Source organism: Salinisphaera sp. RV14, from assembly GCF_052044135.1.
Lineage (GTDB): Bacteria > Pseudomonadota > Gammaproteobacteria > Nevskiales > Salinisphaeraceae > Salinisphaera.
On record NZ_JBQDYF010000025.1, the window covers coordinates 23,527 to 43,218 of the forward strand.

Sequence of the window (19,692 nt, forward strand, 5' to 3'; positions counted from 1 at the left end):
GATGCGCGACGATAGCGGCGAGCCTCGCCGAGGGCTTTGAAGCGCGCATGAACTCGGCGGCCACGCCTGCCAAGACCAGCTATCTGTTGATCGACGGCTTTTCGATGATGGCGTTCGTGGCGGCCACGGAGCCGTTTCGTATTGCCAATCGTCTGGCCGGTGCGGATTTGTATGCCTGGCGGCTGCTGAGCGAGTCGGGTGGGGCCGTGGCCGCGTCGAACGGCATGCGTGTGCTGCCCGATGCCGGCATCGACCGGGCTGCGATGCCGGCCCGGTTGGCGATCTGCAGCGGTTTTCTTGAAACCGGCGTGCCCAGCCGCGCCCTGGCGCGCTGGCTGCGCCGCTGTGACGCGGCGGGCGCGATACTTGGCGGGATCGACACCGGTTGTTTCGCGCTGGCCGCGGCCGGGTTGCTCGACGGCCACCGCGTGACGCTGCACTGGGAGAGCCTGCCGGCTTTTCGCGAGCGGTTTCCGCTGGTGGCGGCGGTGGAGTCGCTGTACGAAATCGGCCCACGCCGGTTTTCCTGTGCCGGCGGCATGGCCGCCACGGACATGGCGCTGGCCGGAATCGCGGCCGACCATGGCCCGGTACTGGCCCGGGCTGTCGCCGAGCAGCTCATCCACGATCGCGCCCGCGACCCCGACGCCCGGCAGCGTCAATCCATCGTCAAGCGCCTCGGTATTCACAGTCCGCCGTTGGTCCAGGCGGTGGCGCTGATGGAAAATCATCTCGAAACGCCATTGCCGCTGGCGGTCATCGCCCGGCGTACCGCCCGTTCGCCGCGTCAGTTGCAACGCCTGTTCGAGGCCGAACTGCAGGCCACGCCCGGCGCCTGGTATCGACGCCTGCGCCTGGACCATGCGGCCACGCTGATCGAGGAAACCGACCGCTCGATGACCGAAATCGCGGCGGCCTCCGGCTTTGCATCGACGACCACGTTCTCGAGAGCATTCCGACAGCAATTCGGCGTTTCGCCCTCGGTGTGGCGATATCGACGGCAGACCGGATAGCCGGCGGGGCGCGCCCGCTCGAGCGCCGGTCCGCGCTGTTACCGGGTTGGCGTCCGGGCCCCAGGCGGCGATCGGCCGGCGAGGATGGCGGGATCGCGTATGAAACCGGGCCGCCGGCGCCGCGCAACACACCGCACAGGCACGCCCCGTGCCGGCCCGGGCCCGTGGATTGGCCCCGAAGCGCGTACATTGGTGTCGTTACGGTCCATCGGATCCTCGTCTTCCGCAAGTGCTCGCCTATGCATGTTTTCGATAATCCCGTCGGCCCGGGGCCACTCTGGTTCGACAACCTCACGACCGCCCAGGGCACGCCGGTGGCCTACGATCCGCAGGCGCGGGCGTTCATCCCGGCCCCGCCGTTCTGTGCCAATCGCGAGCGCATTGGCTGCAACTGGATCGCGCCGGAGCACGGCGCCTTCTGCCGCGCCTGTGCCATGACCGCACTCGCGCCCGATCCATCGTTGGCTAACGCCATCCCGGACTGGGCCGAAACCGAACTCGCCAAGCGCTGGGTACTGGATAATCTCGGCCGCTGGCAGTGGTTTCGGCCGGAGGACCCGGGCACACGGCCGACTTTTCATATGCTGGCCGACGCCAACGACCAGCCGGCGCCGATGGGCCATGGCCAGGGCGTGGTCACCATCAGCGTCTCCGAGGCCGATCCGGTCGTGCGCACGAAGCGCCGTCAGGCCCTGGGCGAACCGTATCGCACCATGATCGGCCATATGCGCCACGAAATCGCGCACATGCTCTGGTGGCGACTGGCGCTGCGTGCCGATTTTATCGACGCGTTTCGCGACATGTTCGGCGACGAACGCGCGGATTACACCGAGGCGCTCGGCCGGCATTACAACCACGGCCCGCCGGTCGACTGGGGCGAGCGGTTCATTTCGAGTTATGCCTCGGCGCATCCGCACGAGGACTGGGCCGAGACGACGTCGCACCTGCTCCATCTGACCGACATCACCGACAGCTTCATCGCCGCCGGACTGGGGTCGCCGTATCTGCCGGCGCCGAACTGGAACCCCTATGCCGAAACCGACACCGCGCGGCTGATCCACGTCGGCGCGGCGCTCGCGATGAGCGTGAACCACGTCAACCGCTCCATGGGATTGCCGGATCTGTATCCGTTCATGCTCTCGGCGCCGGTCAATCGCAAGTTGACCTTCGTGCATGAATGGTTGCGGCGGGGGGCGCAGGGGTGGTGAGCGCGGCGGATTCGTGCAGCGTGTCTGCCTCGCTGTGTCAACGGCGCGGCATCCGGGCGCCCGACGCCCGCACATTCCGGGCCCGGACTGTATTGGGGTTTGCCCGGGCGCAGTTGAAGTAGGTCGGCTTGGGCCGTAGGCCGTAAGCCGACAACGGGCTGACCGGCGCGGCTGTTGGGTTGGCGTTGGCCCATGCCGTGTCGGTATGGCCGGCTCGGGGACTCGCGCTGCCGATGTCGGCTTGGGTAATGGGTACCGGGCCGCCCCGTGAGGGGTACGCATCACCGGCATGATCGGGGTGTTACCTGCGCCGAATTCCGATCGTCCGCCCTGCCTGCTCGGGCCATTGCCCATGCGCCCGCTGGCCGTAGCCATCGGCCGCCCACGCGACGTGATCGGGGAATGCCGTGCCACGGTGCGTGGCCCGGTCGATGGCCATGAGCATCTGTTCGCTGGTGGCGGCCAGGTGACCGTCACCACGATGAAGGGCGAGGAATAGATGAAACCGCTTGGCGTCGCGGTCGAGCACGGCAAGTTTCACGGTGAGCGGTTCGGCGGCTACGCATTCGGCGAGAAAACAGACATGCGACTCCAGCGTGAATGTGGTCACGCCGGTGGCATCGCGCGCGGCCTCGGTCAGGCCGATCGCTTCCCAGAACGCGTCCACCGCGAGCGAGAATACGCGGGCGTACTCGGCATCGTTCATGTGGCCGTTGTAATCCACCCATTCCGGGGCGACGCAGGTTTCGAGAATGACGTGATCCATGGCTTGGTGTTTCGAAAGACGGAGGCCGGCGTGCGAGCCGCAGATTAGACGGGTTTCGCCGAACAATACTCGGATTATTCGGGTCGGATGCCGGCGGCGAACATTGCCGATAGTCGACGAGCATCAAGTACCCGTCCGGAAATATCGACGCCGCCGGCAGCAATCGGCGTAATCCGCGGCATAGAAAAGAAGCGGTCTCCCAACCTAGATGCGCCCGGGCAGGCCTTCGGATTCCGGCCAGTATTTCTCGACCAGGGCGAGCAGGTCGGTCAGGAACGCGTCGCGCCGATGCTCGAGCCGGGCGACCGAGCGGCCGCCGGCCTGATGCTCGCAGCCCGCGACCACGCGATCGATCAGTTTGTCGGTCAGCTCCGGGGCTTCCAGTCTGGTCCAGGGCAGCTTCAGGGCCGGGCCGAATTGTTCGAGCATGTGCCGCATGCCCTGTTCGCCGCCGGCCAGATGGAAGGTGAGGAAGGTACCCATCAGCGACCAGCGCAGGCCGGCGCCATAGACCACGGCGGCATCGATTTCTTCCGTGGTCGCGACGCCGTCGTTGACCAGGTGCAACGCCTCGCGCCAGAGCGCTTCCATCAGCCGGTCGGCGATATGGCCCTCGATCTCGCGGCGTACGACCAGCGGGCGCATGCCCAGGCCGCGATACATCGCCTGCGCGGTCTGGATCATGTCGGGCGCGGTCCGTTCGCCGCCCACGATTTCCACCAGCGGCAACAGATAGACCGGGTTGAACGGGTGGGCGACGAAGACGCGTTCCGGGGCATGACCGCAGCCGGCGGCGAGTGGGGTTGGCTTGATACCGGAGGTGGACGAGCCGATCAGCGTATCCAGCGGCGTGGCGCCGTCGATGTGCGATAGCACGGTCTGCTTGAGTTCGAGCCGCTCCGGCACGTTTTCCTGCACCAGATCGGCATCCGCGACCGCGGCATCGAGATCGTCGGTCACGCGCCAGTTGCCGCGATCGGCGTGGGCCGCCAGGCCGCGCTTTTCCAGCGATGGCCAGGCGATGTCGAGGGTCCGGGCCAGCCGGCGGCGCGCGGTCTCGACGTCGGTGTCGTAGGCCACGACCTCGGCCCCGGCGGCCAGCGCGCGCACGGCCCAGCCGCAGCCGATGACACCGGTGCCAACGATGGCGACGTGCCTGGGCACGATAGCCTGTTTCTCGGTTGATTCGTTCATGCCGCGCTCCCGGTGTTCGCGCCGCGCAGGGCCAGACGATTGCGCGTGTCCTGCGGGCTCATGACGTCGCCGCCCAGGGCTTCGATGATCGCGCGCGCCTTGTCGACGAGCCCGGCGTTGTCGGCCTTCACACCCTTCGACAGATACAGATTGTCCTCCAGGCCCACGCGGCAGTGGCCGCCGGCGATCATGGCCTGGGCGACCATGGGCATCTGCATGCGGCCGATGCCGAAGGCGGCCCAGTGGGCGTTCGCCGGCAGTTTGTCGCGCATGGCAAGCACGGTCTGCGGATCGGCTTCCGCACCCCAGGGAATGCCGAGACAGAGCTGGAACAATGGGTCGCCGTCGATCAGGCCTTCGTCGATCAGCCGGCGGGCGAACCAGACATGGCCGAGATCGAAGCATTCCAGCTCCGGTTTTACGCCGGCGGCCTGGACCAGCGCGGCATGCTCGCGCAGCCAGTCGGCCGAGTTGAGGTACACCATGTCGCCGAAGTTGAGGCTGCCGCAGTCCAGCGTGCAGATTTCGGGCAGCATCTCGCCGATCGGCGCATGACGTTCGGACGGGCTCTGCAGGTCGGAACCGGCGGCGGCGCGAATCTGGCGGTCCTCGCCTTCGGCGCCGGTCAGTTCCGGGAACAGATCGCCGCCTCCGCCGGCGGTGAAGTTGAGCACGACGTCGGTGGCCGAATCGCGCACGCGATCGGCGATTTCGCGGAAATATTCACGTTTATGGCTGTGCGCGCCGGTCTCCGGATCGCGGACATGCACATGCGCGATCGAGGCCCCGGCTTCGGCGGCCTCGATGCAGGCGGTCGCGATTTCGGCCGGGGTGACCGGCACGTTCGGGTTCTTGCCGCGTGTGTCGCCGGCGCCGGTAACCGCACAGGTCAGAATCACCTGGGTGTTCATGCAGGCCTCGGTCGGTGGATCGTGGCCGGAGTATGATCTCCAGGCGCCGCGCGCGATCTGCGTGAAGCGTCGGTTTTTGTGCGAAAAGCGACGGCTCCGGGCTGATGCTTGCTTGCGCGCGGAACGGCCCGGAATTGCTGTATAGCCCAATGACGCGCACTATCTGCGCGCTCACCACGCGTTTTACGTGCGCCGCCCATGTCCGATGCCGTGCTCGACTCACGATGCAACTCGTGCCGCCCACCCGCGTCGGCGCGATGCGGCGGCGCGGCCTGTTCGTGAGCGGGGCAATACAACGCATGCGCCATGGGCCGGCGCCAGGGCGCTGGATATTGCTGATCGGGGTGTCGCTCGTGCTCGGGGTCGCGCTGCGCTGGTGCGGCTTGCCGGCGGGCTTCCTGCTGGGCCCGATGATCGCGGCGATCGCGCTTTCGGTCGCCGGTGGCGCGGTCGCTGTGCCGCGCGTGCCGTTTCAGCTGTCCCAGGCGGTGATCGGCTGCCTGATCGCGCGCACCATCACGCTGCCGATTCTCACCGAAATCGGCGCCCAGTGGCCGGTTTTTCTGGGCGGTGTGTTCTCGGTCATCGCCGTGAGCCTGATCATCGGGTGGCTGCTCACCAAGTGGCAGGTCCTGCCCGGGCCGACCGCGATCTGGGGTGTGTCGCCCGGCGCCGCGGTGGCGATGACGCTGATGTCTTCGGCCTACGGCGCCGACGCGCGACTGGTGGCGTTCATGCAGTACACGCGGGTGGTGATCGTGGCGTCCGCGGCCTCGATTCTGGCGGCGGTGCTCGCGCCATCGGCCGACGGCGGCGGCGCCGGGTCATGGTGGCCGTCGAGTGTGGCGGGGCAGGGCGGGACGTTGCTGGTTGTGGCTGTCGGGTTCGTCGTCGCCCGTTTGCTGCGTACGCCGGCCGGGCCGTTGCTGGCCGCCATCGTGATCGCCGCGCTCGCCCAGGATCTATTGGGGCTGAAACTCGAACTGCCCTTGCCCCTGCTGGCGGTGAGCTTCGCCTTCGTGGGCTGGGGCATCGGCATGCGCTTCACCCGATCGACGCTGTCGCACGCGGTGCGCGCCCTGCCGGCGGTGATCGCGTCGATCCTGATCCTGGTTCTGGTCTGCGGCGGGATCGCCGTGTTACTGGTCGTGTTCGCCGGCGTGGCACCGCTGACCGCTTATCTGGCCACCAGCCCGGGCGGCGCCGATACGGTGGCGATCATCGCCAGTTCCACACATGTGGACGTCGCCTACATCATGGCCATGCAGCTGGCGCGGTTCTTCGCCGTCATGCTCACCGGGCCGTTCCTGGCGCGCATGCTGACACGCTGGAGCGGGTACCATGCCGCCGACCGCGCATGAACTGACGCCTGCCTGTCGCCCGCATTCGGGGCATCCGGATCGCGGCGAGCGAGTATGCTGGGTAAACTAACGCGTATGGACGACAAATCCGCGAATACGGCGCGTCTTGTCGCGCTCGATTGGGGCACCTCGTCGCTGCGCGCCTGGCTGCTTGGCGACGATGGCGAAGTGATCGACGCGCGCACGGCGCGCCGCGGCATCATGCAGGTCGACAACGGCGATTTCGCCGGCGTCTACCGCGAGCTCATTGGCGACTGGGTCGCCGCGCACGGCGAGCTGCCGGCGCTGGCCTGCGGCATGATCGGCAGCCGCGGCGGCTGGGCCGAGGCGGCTTATGTCGATTGCCCGGCCGAGCTTGCCGGGCTGGCCGACCGGCTGCTACGGATCGACGCCGACCCGGTGGCGCTGCATGTGGTGCCCGGTGTGATGCAGCCGCCCGGCGGGCGCGCCTTGCCCGACGTCATGCGCGGCGAGGAAACCCAGGTGCTGGGTGCGCTGGCCGTGGCCCCCGAGCTGGCCGGGCGCGGCCTGCTGGTGTTGCCGGGCACTCATTGCAAGTGGGTGCATATCGCCGATCATCGGCTCGCGGCTTTCACCACCTACATGACCGGCGAGTTGTTCGCGGTCCTGCGTCGGCACTCCATCCTCGGCAAGCCGGCGGGCGAGCGCGAGACCGGTTTTGATGCCGTCGCGTTCGATCTGGGCGTGGACACGGCGCGCGCGACGGGGCACGCCGGCCTTGCCGCCGCGCTGTTTTCCACCCGTAGCCGGATGCTGGCCGGCGAGATCACAGCCGACGCCACGCCCGATTACCTGTCGGGCCTGTTGATCGGCGATGAACTGCGGAGTGCGATCGTCGGTCTCGACGGCGTGCCGCCGCTGCGCCTGATCGGCGACGCGGCATTGTGTGCCCGCTATCGCCGCGCGCTGGCACGGTTCGATGTCGACGATGTCGCCGAGATCCCGGATGCCGCTCGCCTGGGGTTGTGGCGTATCGCCGCGGCCGCCGGGCTGGTGACCACCTGATTCGATTTCCATGCGCCGGAGGCGCCCTCATGCTCAACGATTATCTTAAAGACCTGCCGCTGATCGCGATTCTGCGCGGCGTGAAGCCGAGCGAGATCGAGGCGGTGGGCCAGGCGCTGTTCGACGCCGGCTTCCGCGTGATCGAGATTCCGCTCAACTCGCCCGAGCCGTTGATCAGTATCGAAAGGCTATCGACGAAACTGGGCGCGGCCGCGCTGGTGGGGGCCGGCACGGTGCTGCAGCCCGAGCAGGTCGGCCAGGTGCGGGACGCGGGCGGGCGCATCATTGTTTCGCCCAATGCCAAGACAAGCGTGATCGAGGCCACGGTGCGCACCGGGCTGGCCAGCGCACCCGGCGTGGCCACGCCGACCGAGGGCTTCGCCGCGCTCGACGCCGGCGCGCATGCCCTGAAACTGTTCCCGGCCGAGGCGATCGGCCCGAACGTGGTCAAGGCCTGGCGGGCGGTGGTGCCGGCGGAGGTGCCGTTGATGCCGGTCGGCGGCATCGACCCCGACAACATGCAGGCGTTCGTGACGGCCGGGGCGACCGGCTTCGGCCTGGGCTCGGCTTTGTACAAGGCGGGCATGGATGCCGACACCGTCGCCGCCAACGCTCGTGCATTCGCTGCCGCGTGGGCGCGAATCTCACGCTGAAAAATCAAGATTGTCCGCAAGCGGTCCTGGCAATGATTTAAGGGCCGACAGGAAGCCTATGAAAATCACGAAACTCGAAACCTTTCTCGTCCCGCCGCGCTGGTGTTTTCTCAAGATCTCCACCGACGAGGGCATCGTCGGCTGGGGCGAGCCGGTGGTCGAGGGGCGGGCGGCGGCCGTGGCGGCGATGGTCGACGAACTTTCCGACTACCTGATCGGCGCCGATCCGCGCCGGATCGAGGACCACTGGACCGTGCTTTATCGCGGCGGGTTCTATCGCGGCGGGCCGATCCACATGAGCGCGCTGGCCGGTATCGATCAAGCCCTTTGGGATATCAAGGGCAAGGCGCTGGGCGTGCCGGTGCATGAACTGCTGGGCGGCAAGCTGCGCGATCGGATCAAGGTCTATTCCTGGATCGGCGGCGACCGGCCGGGCGATACCGCGGCCATGGCGAAGGAACGCGCCGGACTCGGCTTTTCCGCGATCAAGATGAATGCCTCGGAAGAGATGCAGTTCATCGACTCCCACGCCAAGGTCGATGGCGTGCTGGACAACGTGGCGGCGATTCGCGACGCGGTCGGCGCGCACTTCGGCATCGGTGTGGATTTCCATGGCCGCGTGCACAAGCCCATGGCCAAGGTGCTGATGCACGAACTCGAACAATACAACCTGATGTTCATCGAAGAGCCGGTGCTCTCCGAGCATTACGAGGCGTTGCCCGAGCTGGCCGCGCTGACCAGCACGCCGATCGCGCTCGGCGAGCGGCTGTTCTCGCGCTGGGACTTCAAGCCGATCCTGGCGGGCGGGCACGTCGACATCATCCAGCCCGATCCCTCGCATTCCGGCGGCATCACGGAGACGCGCAAGATCGCGGCCATGGCCGAGGCCTACGACGTGGCGCTGGCGCTGCATTGTCCGCTGGGCCCGATCGCGCTGGCGGTCAACCTGCAGCTCGATGCCGTGTGCTACAACGCCTTCATCCAGGAACAGTCGCTGGGCATTCACTACAACCAGTCCAACGACATCCTCGACTACATCACCAATCCGGAAGTCTTCGCCTACGAGGACGGTTTCGTGACGATTCCGGACGGGCCGGGCCTGGGGGTGGAGATCAATGAGGACTACGTCCGCGAACGCGCGGAAGTCGGTCACCGCTGGCGCAACCCGATCTGGCGCCATGCCGACGGCAGTTTTGCCGAGTGGTAGACGTTGGCCGGCCTCGCTCAGGGCTTTCGCGTTGCCGACAGCGCCGCGATGGGTGACTCTGCCTCGATCGGCGGCTATTCCGGCGGTGAGTCGTGCCTGCGGCTTGGCGTCGATTCATTCTGCCTCGTCATGGCAATGTTGGAGAATCTGAGCCTCGGATCGCGCCGCTACAGTGCCCGGAGGCGCATGCCGAAGGGCCCGTGGACTGACGCGCAAACATTCAATGCGTCGCCGGACGGGCCCGGGGCGTAGATTGGCTTACAAACCGTACGGAGAGTCTCCATGCAGCCCCTACCGAATGTCAGCCTCGTGTCGCGCTCGATCATTGCGATCGTCTGTCTACTGGCGGCCTCGACGGCCCTCGCGGCGTCCAACCACAACTCGATGACGCGCCAGTCCGGACCCTACACCCTCAACCTGAATCTGTTGCCCGCTGAGCCGTTCGTTGCGCCGAGCAAAGCCAATGACCCCGCGCATGCCGGTGCCATGGTCACCGGTTCCGGTGCCGCGCCGGTGCGACGTAACGGGCCGGCCCATCCGAATTACCATCTGGTGGTATTCATCTCGAAGCATGGACAGCCGGTTGAGCAAGCCAAGGTATCGATGCGTTATCGACAGCAGAACGGTGAGCATTGGCATAAGCTCCCGGTCACCCAGATGTGGATTGCCGGCAAGGGCCGGAGCACGATGCATTTCGGCAATAATGTGCATCTGGCGCCGGGCCGGTATCGGGTACAGGTTTCAGTGAACAACAGGCCGCCGGTCACCTTCAAGCTGAAGGCGTCGTAGTGTGTCCAGCGCTTATTCACCCGGCACAGAAATAGATGATTTTTCGGGTTGATAGCGCGCGTATGCGACCGCATGCTCGCCGCGGCCATCGGCCGCGAAGCCTTTGAAAATAAAAGACGGACAGGCGCCGGCTTTTATTTTTGAAGGCGTTGAAAACAGCGGATGAAGTCAGCTGTTTTGATGCCGGATTAATAGCGTGCGCGGCGTGTCATGAGCGTGTACGAGGCCGCGGCCAGTATGAAGCCGGCCAGGAAGGTGATGTCGCCGATCTGAGGAACGCGTCGCACGACCCAGCCGGTGAACAGTTCCTGGTTGGAGAACAGCAGGATGGAAATCGCCATGGCGAGGGCCATGGCGATCCCCCCGGCCGCACCGCGATGGCGGCGGTTGTAGAGCAGGCCATCGACGGCCTGGCCGCCGCGCAGGATCTGGTCGGCGAAGAACACTCCCAGCCAGGGGCCGATCCAGTAGGCGATGATCAGCAAAAACTGGGTGTATTCGTCGCCGGCGTCGCCGAGCGCCGACCACGCCAGCAAAAACCCGAGCGCGCCGAAAACCAGGGCGACGGCGGCCCGGCGCAGCCGCAGCGGCAGGCGAATGCCGAGGGTCAAAAAGGCCATGGCGCCGGAATAGGTGTTCAGTATATTGGCGGCGATCGCGCCGACGGCGATCGCCAGCAGTGTCAGTCCGGCCACGGGCTGGGGCAGCTGGCTGGTGAAGGCGCCCGCCGGATTGCTCAGCGAGGTGCCGCCGGCGGTGACCGAGGCGGCGCCGGCGGCCTCCATGACCAGGCAGGCGACAAACAGACCGCTACCGGCGAATAGCCCGACCGTGCGCGGGCTGGTGTCGCGCGGTAGATAGCGGGTGTAGTCGGCGGCATAGGGGTTCCAGCCGGCGCTGTAGCCGAAGGCCGTGCCGATCGTCAGCAAAAACGCGCCGGGGACGGGATGGCCCGGGGCCGCGGGCTGGGCCTTGGCAAACAGGATGACGGCGGCGACGCCAAAGATCAGACCCAGCGCCAGCACGACATAGCGTTCAAAGGTTTGCACCAGATTGTGGCCGAAGAATGCGATGGCGATTTGCAGGGCCACGATCACCACCAGGCTGGCCAGGGTGGACAAACCGGTCAGGGCGTTCAGCGCGAATGCCGCGCTCACGCTGTTGACCGCGAACCAGCCGATGCCGGCGGTGACCGCCATCAGCGTGGCGGGCAGCAGGTTGCCGCGGTAGCCGAAGGCCGCGCGCCCCAGCACCATTTGCGGGGCGCCGTAACGCGGCCCGCGAGCCGAGAGAAAACCGTGGGCGATGGCGCCCAGCCCGGTGCCCAGCGCCAGCGCGAGTATCGCCGACCCGAACGAAAGACCGAACACCGCGACCGCGAGCACGCCGATAAACGCGGTGGCGAATTCCAGATTCGGCGAGGCCCAGGTCCAGAACAGTTGCAGCGGGCGGCCGTGCCGTTCGGTATCGGCGATGCGTTCGATGCCTCCGGGCTCGACGGCCAGGACCCGGTCGCCGTATTGGCCGGGGCGAAGAGGGCCGAGTTCGGTGTCGGCGTTGTGGAGATCGGTCACGTCAGCCTCGCGGCAGTGGCGGTCGGAACAGGAGATGCGCAGCAAATTTCGGGCCAGCGCGCCCGGCGGGTGGTGGCGTCCCGGTTGTGTACATGACCGGGGCGCGGAGGGCGGCAGGCGCGTCCGCCGCCGGCATGTCCGCCCGCCAGGCGCCGGCCCGGACAGGCATCGTCGCACGCCAGGCCGAACCGGCCAGGCGAAGGCTTTATATGCCTTGCCGTGCGTTGGTCGGAATCCGGCGGCATGTACACGCGTGTTGCCGCGGGTCCGCACGGATTGAGGCCATACCGATAGGTCGGTTGTACCCGGCGTTGCTTTACGCTTGTCATGGGCGACAGTTTGCCATCGTTCGCGCGGTTGCCTGCGATCCGGGTGAGTGTCCGGTAGCTTCAATGTCCTGCCCTGTGGCCCGGGCGAGCGCCTCGAAGGGCGGGCCTGAGTGCAGGCCACGTCGCCCTATGGGCACAGGCTTGCAAGCGAATTCTGCACGAATCTTCTAGCCCGCTGGGCCGGGGCCGGTTAGCTTGGCCTGGATTTCCATGCCACACCATGTGCCGAGATGTCGCTGAAGTCCGCTACCGCCAACGACTGGGTCGAACTGCGCCGCGATACCGAGACCGGCATCGAGACGCTGCGCGCCCATTTCGAAGGCCACGCCTACGATCCGCACTGGCACGACGTGTATCTCGTGGGGGCGACCGAGGTCGGCGTGCAACAGTTCCGTTGCCGCGGCCGCCGCAATGTGAGTACGCCGGGGCAGGCGTTTCTGCTCACCCCGGGCGAGATTCACGACGGCGATGCGCCGGAGGCCGGCGGCTTCACCTATCGCACGATGTATATCGAACCGGCCTGGTTCGAATGCTGGCTGGGCCGGCTGATGGATGACGCGCCATCGGCCGGCGAGCCCATGTTCGATGCCACGCTGGCCGGCGATGCCCGGCTGGTGACGGCCATCGGCCGGGCGGTGGGTGCGCTGCACGACGCCGACTTGCGCATGGCGCGCCATGCCGCCCTCGACGACCTGTTGCTGGCCCTGGGCCGTCACGTTGACTGGCGCCTGGCCGATGCGCGGGCCGACGATCCGCCGTCGCTGGCGGTCCGGGCCCGGGATTATCTGCATGCGCACGCAACCGACGACATCGGCCTGGACGATCTGGCCGATGCCCTCGGCGTAAGCCGGTTTCGCGCGACGCGCGTGTTCAAGGCCGCTTATGGCATGCCGCCGCATGCGTATCTCGTTCAGTTGCGGCTGGTTCGCGCCCGCCGTCGCTTGATGGCCGGCGAAGACCCGGCCGAGACCGCGGCCGCACTCGGCTTCGCCGATCAATCGCATCTCGGGCGCTGGTTCCAGCGCGCCTATCGTCTGAGCCCCGCGGCGTATCGCCGGCACTGCACGACTATTCCAGACGCCTAGCCCGGCCCGCGCGCATCCTCGCCGGACGTTTTCGTTCGAGTCGAGAAGTCATGCGTTCATCGACAAGCCAGGGGCAGATGAGGCCGCGCCGGGCGCGGGCCTCATGATCGGTTTCACATTGTTCGCCATCGTCGCTTCATTCACACCGGGCCCGACCAATATTCTGGTGATGGCCAGTAGTGCGCGGCGCGGGCTGGGCGCGACCCTGCCGCTGGTGATGGGGGCGGCACTGGGCGTGGCCGGCATGGTCTGGGCCGCCGGGCTGGGCCTGGCCGCGCCGCTTGTCGCGTATCCGGCTATTCACCATGTACTGACCGCGATCGGCATGGGCTGGCTTGGGTGGCTGGCGTGGCAGCTGTTTCGCAGCGCCGGCGAGCCGGTGGCAGCCGATCGCACGCCCGAGGTCGCGCCCGGCCTGTTGACCGGCGCCGGGCTGCAACCGGTCAGCCCCAAGGCCTGGATGATGGCGCTCGCCGTGGTCGGCGTATTCGCGCCCGGCGATGCGGGCGGCGCGAGTCTGCGTGCTCTGGTGTTCCTGATCGTGGCGATGGCCGGTCTGGCCACCTGGGGTGTGCCGGGGCGCTATGGTATCGGCAGCCGGGGTCGCCATCGCCGCCTGTTCAATCGGGCGATGGCGTTATTGCTGGTGGTCGCGGCCGGGTTGTCGATTCGGGTTTGAGACGGTGGCCGGGCGCCGGGCCCGGATTCGCGTTCACGCCGATACGTCCGGCGGTTCGCCTGGCACGCACTGCACGAAGATCACGACCGGCTGCAAGCGGTCCGGGTAGTCAGACGCCTGGTAGGCAGTCAGCGGCATGCCGAAGTCGGGACGATCGAATGGCCAGGGCGCGAATCGGATCACGCCGTCGGCTGCGATCTCGTAGCTGACGTCGGTCTCGTCGCGGGCGTCGCGATGGGCCGGGACGCGCACGTGGCGCGGTCCGCGGTGCTCGAAACCCAGATCGAAGGCGACCGTATCGCAAAACCGGGTGATGTGATCGGCCCACTCGAAGTCGGCGTCCGAATAAGAGGTTTCGCCCTGGCGTTCCGCGATTGCCCCGTCCAGCCGCTGGACCAGCGCCTGAACCGCCGGCGTTTCCGGCGTGCCGATCAGGCGGCGCAGATGCCGCTTGGCCACGGCATCGGTGATCGGGTCGTCGTGGCGCGTGGCCACGCCACGCTCGACGATCGCCTGCCATTCGGCATCGCCGTAAGTGCCGAGCGGGTGGTTGTCGAGCGGGCCATAGTGCCAGTCGTGCAGGGCGACCCCGCGGGCGAATGCCTTGAAGTCGAGCGCGGGGCGGTCGAAGCGCGCGTTGCCCCAGTGCACCGCGAGCAGACCACTGAAAAGCGAATGCTCGAGCTGCGGCAGTATGCGTTCGCGATGGCGGGATCGAAACATAGTGCGTTACCCGGTGGGAAGCCAGCCCGGCCACCATCCCACGGTGACCAGAATTTAACGCGTTCTTCGGCACTACATGCCGTGCTTGATACCGCGGTCGATCAACCACCAGTTGGCCGGATAGGCGGTGGCAAAGCCGATGGCCATGGCGATCTGCATCATGAACCAGAACACCGCCGAGCCGGCGTCGGGTTCTTGTGGCAGAAGCACGAGCGAGGCCCATGCCATCCACCCGTACATGCCGATCTGGAAGGCGATCAATGACAGCGTATCGGCCTTGACGGCGTTGACGAGCGCCTTGACCGGGTTGGTCTCGCCCATGCTCATGGCCGGCAGGAACTGGAACAGGATGCCGAACAGATAGGCGGCCACGAACTCGGCGGTGAAATGCCCGAGCAGGGTAGAGCCGAGCACGGTGAAGCCGGTCAGCGCCACGACCGGAATGGCTACCGAATCACCCAGCGTACAGCCGCCGCCGCAGTGGGTTACACCAACGAAGACGCTCTGCCAATGGGGCTTGGGCGCGTGATGATGACCGCCGCCGCCATCGTCGCCATGGCCGTGACCGTGATGCGAATCGTGATGCGCGTGAGCGTGGCCGCCGCCGCGCGGCATGCCGTCGGGTTGACCCATCGCCTTGTAAATCCACCAGCCGACGACCGGGAAATAAAGGCCGGTGATCGGCCAGGTGACGTTCATGACGTTCATGTGCTGCGGGCGTTGATAACAATCGATCGCGATGGCGGCGCCGGTGACGATTCCCAGCGCGATGACGATCCAGGACAGGGCAGTGAGTGTCATAAGCGGTTGATCCTTATCCAATCGAGCCCAGATTCAATGCCGGGATCGCGGCGCCGTTGCCACGGTCGCACGATTTGACGATGCCCGGCAGCGGGCATAAGCTTTGTATTGAGCATACCCCACCCCAGGAGGGGTGGATCAAGCCAAGGAGAACCCTTATGACACGACTCAGGATTGAAGGCATGAGCTGTCAGCATTGCGTGGCGGCTGTCAACGAGGCGTTGGCCGAGGTCGACGGCGTGGAACGCGTGGTGCAGGTCGATCTGGATTCCGGTGTGGCCGAAGTCGAGGGCGACGCGGATACGCAGGCGTTGCTGGCCGCGGTGCGCGAGGAAGGCTACGAAGCCACGATGGCGTAATGGCCGATACCACCCAGCAGCCTTGTAATCATCTGGCGATCGAGCCGGGCGTGCGCGAGGACGCCACGGCCCGGCTGCGATCGATTCGCGGCCACGTCGACGGCGTGTTGCGCATGCTCGAGCGCGACGATGTCTATTGCGTGGATGCCCTCAAGCAGATCAAGGCAGTGCAGGGCGCGCTCGCCAAGACCGGCGATCTGATCCTGCGCGGTCATCTCAAGCATCACGTGGTCACCGCCCATGAGCGTGGCGACGAGGACGCCATCGTCGCGGAATTGATGGACGTTCTGAAATACCGCTGATTCAACGACAGCCGAGTACGGCATGAGCGAAGCCCAACACGACCAAACCCTGGAATTCGGCATCGACGGCATGATGTGCGGCGCTTGCGTCGCCCGCGTCGAGAAGAAAATCCGCAAGGTGTCGGGTGTTACCGAGGCGTCGGTGAATCTTGCCACCGAGCGTGCGAAGGTGACGCTCGAGGCCGGCTCCAACGCCCCCGCGGCCGTGTTTAGGGCGGTCGAGAGCGCCGGTTACACACCGGTGGCGGAAGAGATCGAGTTCGGTGTCGACGGCATGACCTGCGGCGCCTGTGTGGCCCGGGTGGAGAAGAAGCTGGCGCGGCTCGACGGCGTGCTCGAGGCCACGGTGAATCTCACCACCGAGCGGGCCCGGGTGCGTTATCTGCCCGGGCAGGTCGACCCGCCGGCGATGTTCGCCTGTGTGGAGAAAGCGGGCTATACGCCGGTCGCGCTGGACGACCAGGACGCTGGGGACGCCGAAAACGAAGATTCAGAGGCAGACGAGCTCAAGCACGCATTGCTTTTGTCCGCGGTGTTCACCGTGCCGCTGTTCGTGATCGCCATGGCCCGCATGCTGCCCGGCGTGGGCGCCGCGATGAACGCGCTGGCGCCGCCGATCGCCTGGACCATCATCGAGTTGGTGCTGGCGACGCCGGTGCAGTTCTATGCGGGCTCGCGTTTCTATCGACTGGGCTGGGGCGAACTCAAGCATGCGGCGCCCGGCATGAACAGCCTGGTGCTGATCGGCTCCAATGCCGCGTATTTCTATTCGCTGGTGGCGTTTGCGCTGCCCACGATTTTTCCGGCCGGTGCCGCGCATACCTATTTCGATGCCGCCGGCATGATCGTCACCCTGATTCTGCTCGGGCGCTATCTCGAAGCCCTGGCGCGCGGGCGCACCTCGCAGGCGGTCCAGGGCCTGATGAAGCTCCAGGCGAGGACGGCGCGCGCGAAGCGCGAAGGCGAATGGCGGGAAATCGATGTCGGTGAACTCGTCCGGGGCGACCGTATTGCGGTGCGCCCCGGCGAGCGTGTGCCGGTCGACGGCAGTGTCGTCGCGGGCGAAAGTTATGTCGACGAATCAATGATCTCGGGCGAGCCGGTGCCGGTCGCCAAGCAGACCGAAGCGCAGGTCATCGGTGGCACCGTGAACGGCGCCGGCACGCTGGAAATCGAGGCGACCGGCGTCGGCGGCGATACGGTGCTGGCCGGCATCATCCGCATGGTCGAACAGGCGCAGGGCGAAAAACCGGCGATCCAGGCCGTGGCCGACCGCATCGCCGGCGTGTTCGTGCCCATCGTGATGGCGGTGTCGGTGTCCACGTTCATCGGCTGGCTGGTCTTCGGGCCGAGCCCGGCGCTGGCGCTGGCCTTCGTCGCGGCGGTGTCGGTGCTGTTGATCGCCTGTCCCTGCGCCATGGGTCTGGCGACGCCGACCGCGATCATGGTCGGTACCGGCCGCGGCGCGGCCATGGGTGTGCTGTTTCGGCGCGGCACGGCGCTGGAGCAGCTGGCGCGCGTGGATACCGTCGTGCTGGACAAGACCGGCACGCTGACCGAGGGCGCACCGTCGCTGACCGAATTCGAGACCTGCGCCGGTTTCGAGACCGACGACGTGCTGCGGCAGATTGCCGCCGTGGAAGCGGTCAGCGAGCATCCGATCGGAGGGGCGATCGTGAAAGCGGCCGCGGACCGCGGCCTGGCTGTGCCCGAGGCTCGGGATTTCACGACCCACACCGGCCAGGGCGTGGCCGCCGTGGTCGACGGCCGGGAAATCCAGGTCGGGGCGGCGCGCTTCATGGACAGCCTGGGCGTCGATCATGCGCCCCTGACCGAGCGTGCCGATGCGCTGGCCGCGGCCGCGCGTACACCGCTGTACGTGGCGATCGACGGTGAACTCGCCGCGTTGGTGGCCGTGGCCGATCCGGCGCGCGGCGAGGCGGCCGACATGATCGCCGCACTGCATGACCGGGGTATTGAAGTGGCCATGCTCACCGGCGACAACGCGGCGACCGCACAGGCGATTGCGGCGGAGCTGGGCATCGATCGTGTGGTGGCGGGCGTGATGCCGCAGGCCAAGGCCGACGAAATCAAGCGCCTGCAGGGTGACGCGCGTACCGTGGCGTTCGTCGGCGACGGCATCAACGATGCGCCGGCACTGACGCAGGCCGATGTCGGCATCGCGGTTGGCTCGGGCACGGATATCGCCATCGAAGCGGGCGACGTGGTGCTCATGCGCGCCGATCTGTCGGGCGTGGTCAACGCGCTGGCGCTGGCCGGCCGCACGATGCGGACCATTCGCATCAACTTCGGCTGGGCGTACGGCTACAATGTTTTATTGATCCCGCTCGCCGCCGGGGTGTTCTACCCGCTGACGGGCTGGTTGCTCAACCCGGCCATCGCGGCCGCGGCGATGAGTGTTTCGAGTATCTTTGTGCTGACGAACTCGCTGCGCCTGCGGCGCTTTTCGGCGGTACTGGCGCCGGTGGCCACCGCCGCTTCGGCGCAACCGCCGGCTGCGGCGAACACGGCGAACATGCCGAACGCGGCCTGAGGCGCCGGCGGCCCGGGCAGGGCATCATGCGGGCAAGAACCGATAGACCGTGGTCTGGGTGTATTTCTCGCCCGCGGCCAGTTGGGTGCCGGGGAATGCCGGCTGGTTGGGTCCGTCCGGGAAATGCTGCGCTTCGAGGGTGAAGGCGGCGTACCGGTCGTAGACGGCGCCGCGCTTGCCGGTCATGCTGCCGTCGAGCCCGTTACTCGTATACACCTGCACACCGGGCTCGGTGGAATACATTTCCAGCGCGCGGCCCGATGCCGGATCGACCACGCGTACCGCGAGACGGTTCGGATCGCCGGCGCTGGCCAGCACCCAATTGTGATCGTAGCCGCCAATGCCTGCCAGTGCCGGATCGTCGAGGTCCCGGCCGAACGGTTTCGGCCGGGTGAAGTCCAGGGCGCTGTCGGCCACCGGGGTCAGTTCGCCGGTGGGAATGAGGGCTTCGTCCACGGCGGTGACATGGTTGGCGTGGATCATCGCAATCTGGTCCTGGATGGTGCCACTGCCGGCGCCAGCAAGATTGAAGAAGGCGTGGTTGGTGAGATTGATCACCGTCTCGGCGTCAGCCACGGCGGAATAATGCAGCCGGAGATTGTTGGCATTATCGAGCGTGTAGCGCAGGGTGACGGCGAGATTGCCGGGAAAGCCCATGTCGCCGTCGGGCGAGAACAGCGTGAGCTCGACGCCCACGGCATCGCCCTCGTCGATCGACGTAGCGGCCCAGACGTGTCGATCGAAACCGCGCTCGCCGCCGTGCAGCGTGTTGCCGCCTTCGTTCGTCGACAGTTGATGTCGCCGGTCGCCGAGCTCGAACGCGCCGCCGGCGATGCGGTTGCCGTAGCGGCCGATGGTGGCGCCGAAATAACTGGGGCCGGGTTGGAGATAGTCGTCGACGCGGTCGAAGCCGAGCACGACATCGGCCAGCCGCCCGTTCTTGTCCGGTACTTCCAGCGCCTGAATACGGGCGCCGTGGGTGAGGATCGCCACCCGCATGCCGCGGCGGTTGGTCAACTGATAGCGATCGACACGCTCGCCGTCGGGGGTGGAAGCGAATTCGTCGCGGGTGACCGCGAGGCGGTCGGGCAGGGCGTGGGACATGGCAGCTCTCGCGTGTTGTCGATTGATCGGCGGTGACGCCATCGCTCGGTTGGG

At 66.9% G+C, this 19,692-nt stretch carries 19 protein-coding genes; 12 read left to right on the forward strand and 7 right to left on the reverse strand.

Annotated elements, in window-relative coordinates; genetic code table 11:
• The first annotated feature begins 47 nt into the window (after positions 1-47).
• Together ACS8Y6_RS16735 and ACS8Y6_RS16740 are read left to right on the forward strand one after the other, a co-directional pair.
• Positions 48-1,013 (forward strand): GlxA family transcriptional regulator, encoded by a 966-nt coding sequence (locus tag ACS8Y6_RS16735; RefSeq protein WP_440856090.1) that lies wholly within the window; start codon positions 48-50, stop codon positions 1,011-1,013.
• 239 nt (positions 1,014-1,252) lie between these two features.
• Positions 1,253-2,221: a zinc-binding metallopeptidase family protein gene (locus ACS8Y6_RS16740; RefSeq protein WP_440851167.1), complete on the forward strand. Its 969-nt coding sequence runs from the start codon at positions 1,253-1,255 to the stop codon at positions 2,219-2,221.
• A gap of 301 nt (positions 2,222-2,522) precedes the next feature.
• Here ACS8Y6_RS16740 and ACS8Y6_RS16745 read toward each other — a convergent pair whose 3' ends face one another.
• The 3 genes from ACS8Y6_RS16745 to ACS8Y6_RS16755 form a co-directional block, all read right to left on the reverse strand.
• Positions 2,523-2,987, reverse strand: a complete 465-nt coding sequence (locus tag ACS8Y6_RS16745; protein ID WP_440851168.1) for a thioesterase family protein — start codon at positions 2,985-2,987, stop codon at positions 2,523-2,525.
• A gap of 204 nt (positions 2,988-3,191) precedes the next feature.
• Positions 3,192-4,181 (reverse strand): 3-hydroxyacyl-CoA dehydrogenase NAD-binding domain-containing protein, encoded by a 990-nt coding sequence (locus ACS8Y6_RS16750; protein WP_440851169.1) that lies wholly within the window; start codon positions 4,179-4,181, stop codon positions 3,192-3,194.
• A complete protein-coding gene (locus ACS8Y6_RS16755) occupies positions 4,178-5,092 on the reverse strand; it encodes a 3-keto-5-aminohexanoate cleavage protein (protein ID WP_440851170.1) in 915 nt (304 codons plus the stop codon). The genes ACS8Y6_RS16750 and ACS8Y6_RS16755 overlap by 4 nt, the downstream gene beginning before the upstream one ends.
• Before the next feature lie 233 nt (positions 5,093-5,325).
• On the opposite strand from ACS8Y6_RS16755, the gene ACS8Y6_RS16760 reads away from it, so the two are divergent.
• The 5 genes from ACS8Y6_RS16760 to ACS8Y6_RS16780 all read left to right on the forward strand — a co-directional run bounded on the left by ACS8Y6_RS16760 (position 5,326) and on the right by ACS8Y6_RS16780 (position 10,128).
• Positions 5,326-6,453, forward strand: coding sequence for an AbrB family transcriptional regulator (locus ACS8Y6_RS16760; protein WP_440856091.1), 1,128 nt, complete (start codon positions 5,326-5,328; stop codon positions 6,451-6,453).
• Between the two features lie 54 nt (positions 6,454-6,507).
• On the forward strand, positions 6,508-7,479 hold the full coding sequence (locus ACS8Y6_RS16765) for a 2-dehydro-3-deoxygalactonokinase (RefSeq protein WP_440851172.1): 972 nt from the start codon (positions 6,508-6,510) through the stop codon (positions 7,477-7,479).
• 29 nt (positions 7,480-7,508) lie between these two features.
• Positions 7,509-8,132, forward strand: a complete 624-nt coding sequence (locus ACS8Y6_RS16770) for a 2-dehydro-3-deoxy-6-phosphogalactonate aldolase (RefSeq protein WP_440851173.1) — start codon at positions 7,509-7,511, stop codon at positions 8,130-8,132.
• A gap of 58 nt (positions 8,133-8,190) precedes the next feature.
• Positions 8,191-9,339: a galactonate dehydratase gene (gene dgoD / locus ACS8Y6_RS16775; protein WP_440851174.1), complete on the forward strand. Its 1,149-nt coding sequence runs from the start codon at positions 8,191-8,193 to the stop codon at positions 9,337-9,339.
• Between the two features lie 282 nt (positions 9,340-9,621).
• Complete coding sequence (locus ACS8Y6_RS16780) at positions 9,622-10,128, forward strand: hypothetical protein (RefSeq protein WP_440851175.1); 507 nt, start codon at positions 9,622-9,624, stop codon at positions 10,126-10,128.
• Positions 10,129-10,316: 188 nt separating this feature from the next.
• On the opposite strand, the gene ACS8Y6_RS16785 is transcribed toward ACS8Y6_RS16780, so the two are convergent.
• Positions 10,317-11,702, reverse strand: coding sequence for a purine-cytosine permease family protein (locus tag ACS8Y6_RS16785; RefSeq protein ID WP_440851176.1), 1,386 nt, complete (start codon positions 11,700-11,702; stop codon positions 10,317-10,319).
• A gap of 559 nt (positions 11,703-12,261) precedes the next feature.
• Between ACS8Y6_RS16785 and ACS8Y6_RS16790 the strand changes: the two genes are divergently transcribed.
• Positions 12,262-13,116 carry an AraC family transcriptional regulator gene (locus ACS8Y6_RS16790; protein WP_440856092.1) on the forward strand — a complete coding sequence of 285 codons (855 nt, stop codon included), beginning with the start codon at positions 12,262-12,264 and terminating at the stop codon, positions 13,114-13,116.
• Positions 13,117-13,219: 103 nt separating this feature from the next.
• Positions 13,220-13,795: a LysE family translocator gene (locus tag ACS8Y6_RS16795; RefSeq protein WP_440856093.1), complete on the forward strand. Its 576-nt coding sequence runs from the start codon at positions 13,220-13,222 to the stop codon at positions 13,793-13,795.
• A 33-nt stretch (positions 13,796-13,828) separates the two neighbouring features.
• On the opposite strand, the gene ACS8Y6_RS16800 is transcribed toward ACS8Y6_RS16795, so the two are convergent.
• Both ACS8Y6_RS16800 and ACS8Y6_RS16805 read right to left on the reverse strand, forming a co-directional pair.
• Positions 13,829-14,518 (reverse strand): hypothetical protein, encoded by a 690-nt coding sequence (locus tag ACS8Y6_RS16800; RefSeq protein ID WP_440851179.1) that lies wholly within the window; start codon positions 14,516-14,518, stop codon positions 13,829-13,831.
• 72 nt (positions 14,519-14,590) lie between these two features.
• Positions 14,591-15,319 (reverse strand): DUF4396 domain-containing protein, encoded by a 729-nt coding sequence (locus ACS8Y6_RS16805; protein ID WP_440851180.1) that lies wholly within the window; start codon positions 15,317-15,319, stop codon positions 14,591-14,593.
• Positions 15,320-15,477: 158 nt separating this feature from the next.
• On the opposite strand from ACS8Y6_RS16805, the gene ACS8Y6_RS16810 reads away from it, so the two are divergent.
• The 3 genes from ACS8Y6_RS16810 to ACS8Y6_RS16820 are packed head-to-tail and all read left to right on the forward strand — an operon-like array spanning position 15,478 to position 18,534.
• Entirely contained in the window at positions 15,478-15,678 is a 201-nt protein-coding gene (locus ACS8Y6_RS16810) for a CopZ family metallochaperone (protein ID WP_109994181.1), read from the forward strand.
• Positions 15,678-15,980, forward strand: a complete 303-nt coding sequence (locus ACS8Y6_RS16815) for a metal-sensitive transcriptional regulator (protein ID WP_109994182.1) — start codon at positions 15,678-15,680, stop codon at positions 15,978-15,980. The genes ACS8Y6_RS16810 and ACS8Y6_RS16815 overlap by 1 nt, the downstream gene beginning before the upstream one ends.
• A gap of 22 nt (positions 15,981-16,002) precedes the next feature.
• Positions 16,003-18,534: a heavy metal translocating P-type ATPase gene (locus ACS8Y6_RS16820; protein ID WP_440856094.1), complete on the forward strand. Its 2,532-nt coding sequence runs from the start codon at positions 16,003-16,005 to the stop codon at positions 18,532-18,534.
• Between the two features lie 24 nt (positions 18,535-18,558).
• On the opposite strand, the gene ACS8Y6_RS16825 is transcribed toward ACS8Y6_RS16820, so the two are convergent.
• Positions 18,559-19,638, reverse strand: a complete 1,080-nt coding sequence (locus ACS8Y6_RS16825; RefSeq protein WP_440856095.1) for an aldose epimerase family protein — start codon at positions 19,636-19,638, stop codon at positions 18,559-18,561.
• Positions 19,639-19,692: the final 54 nt, after the last annotated feature.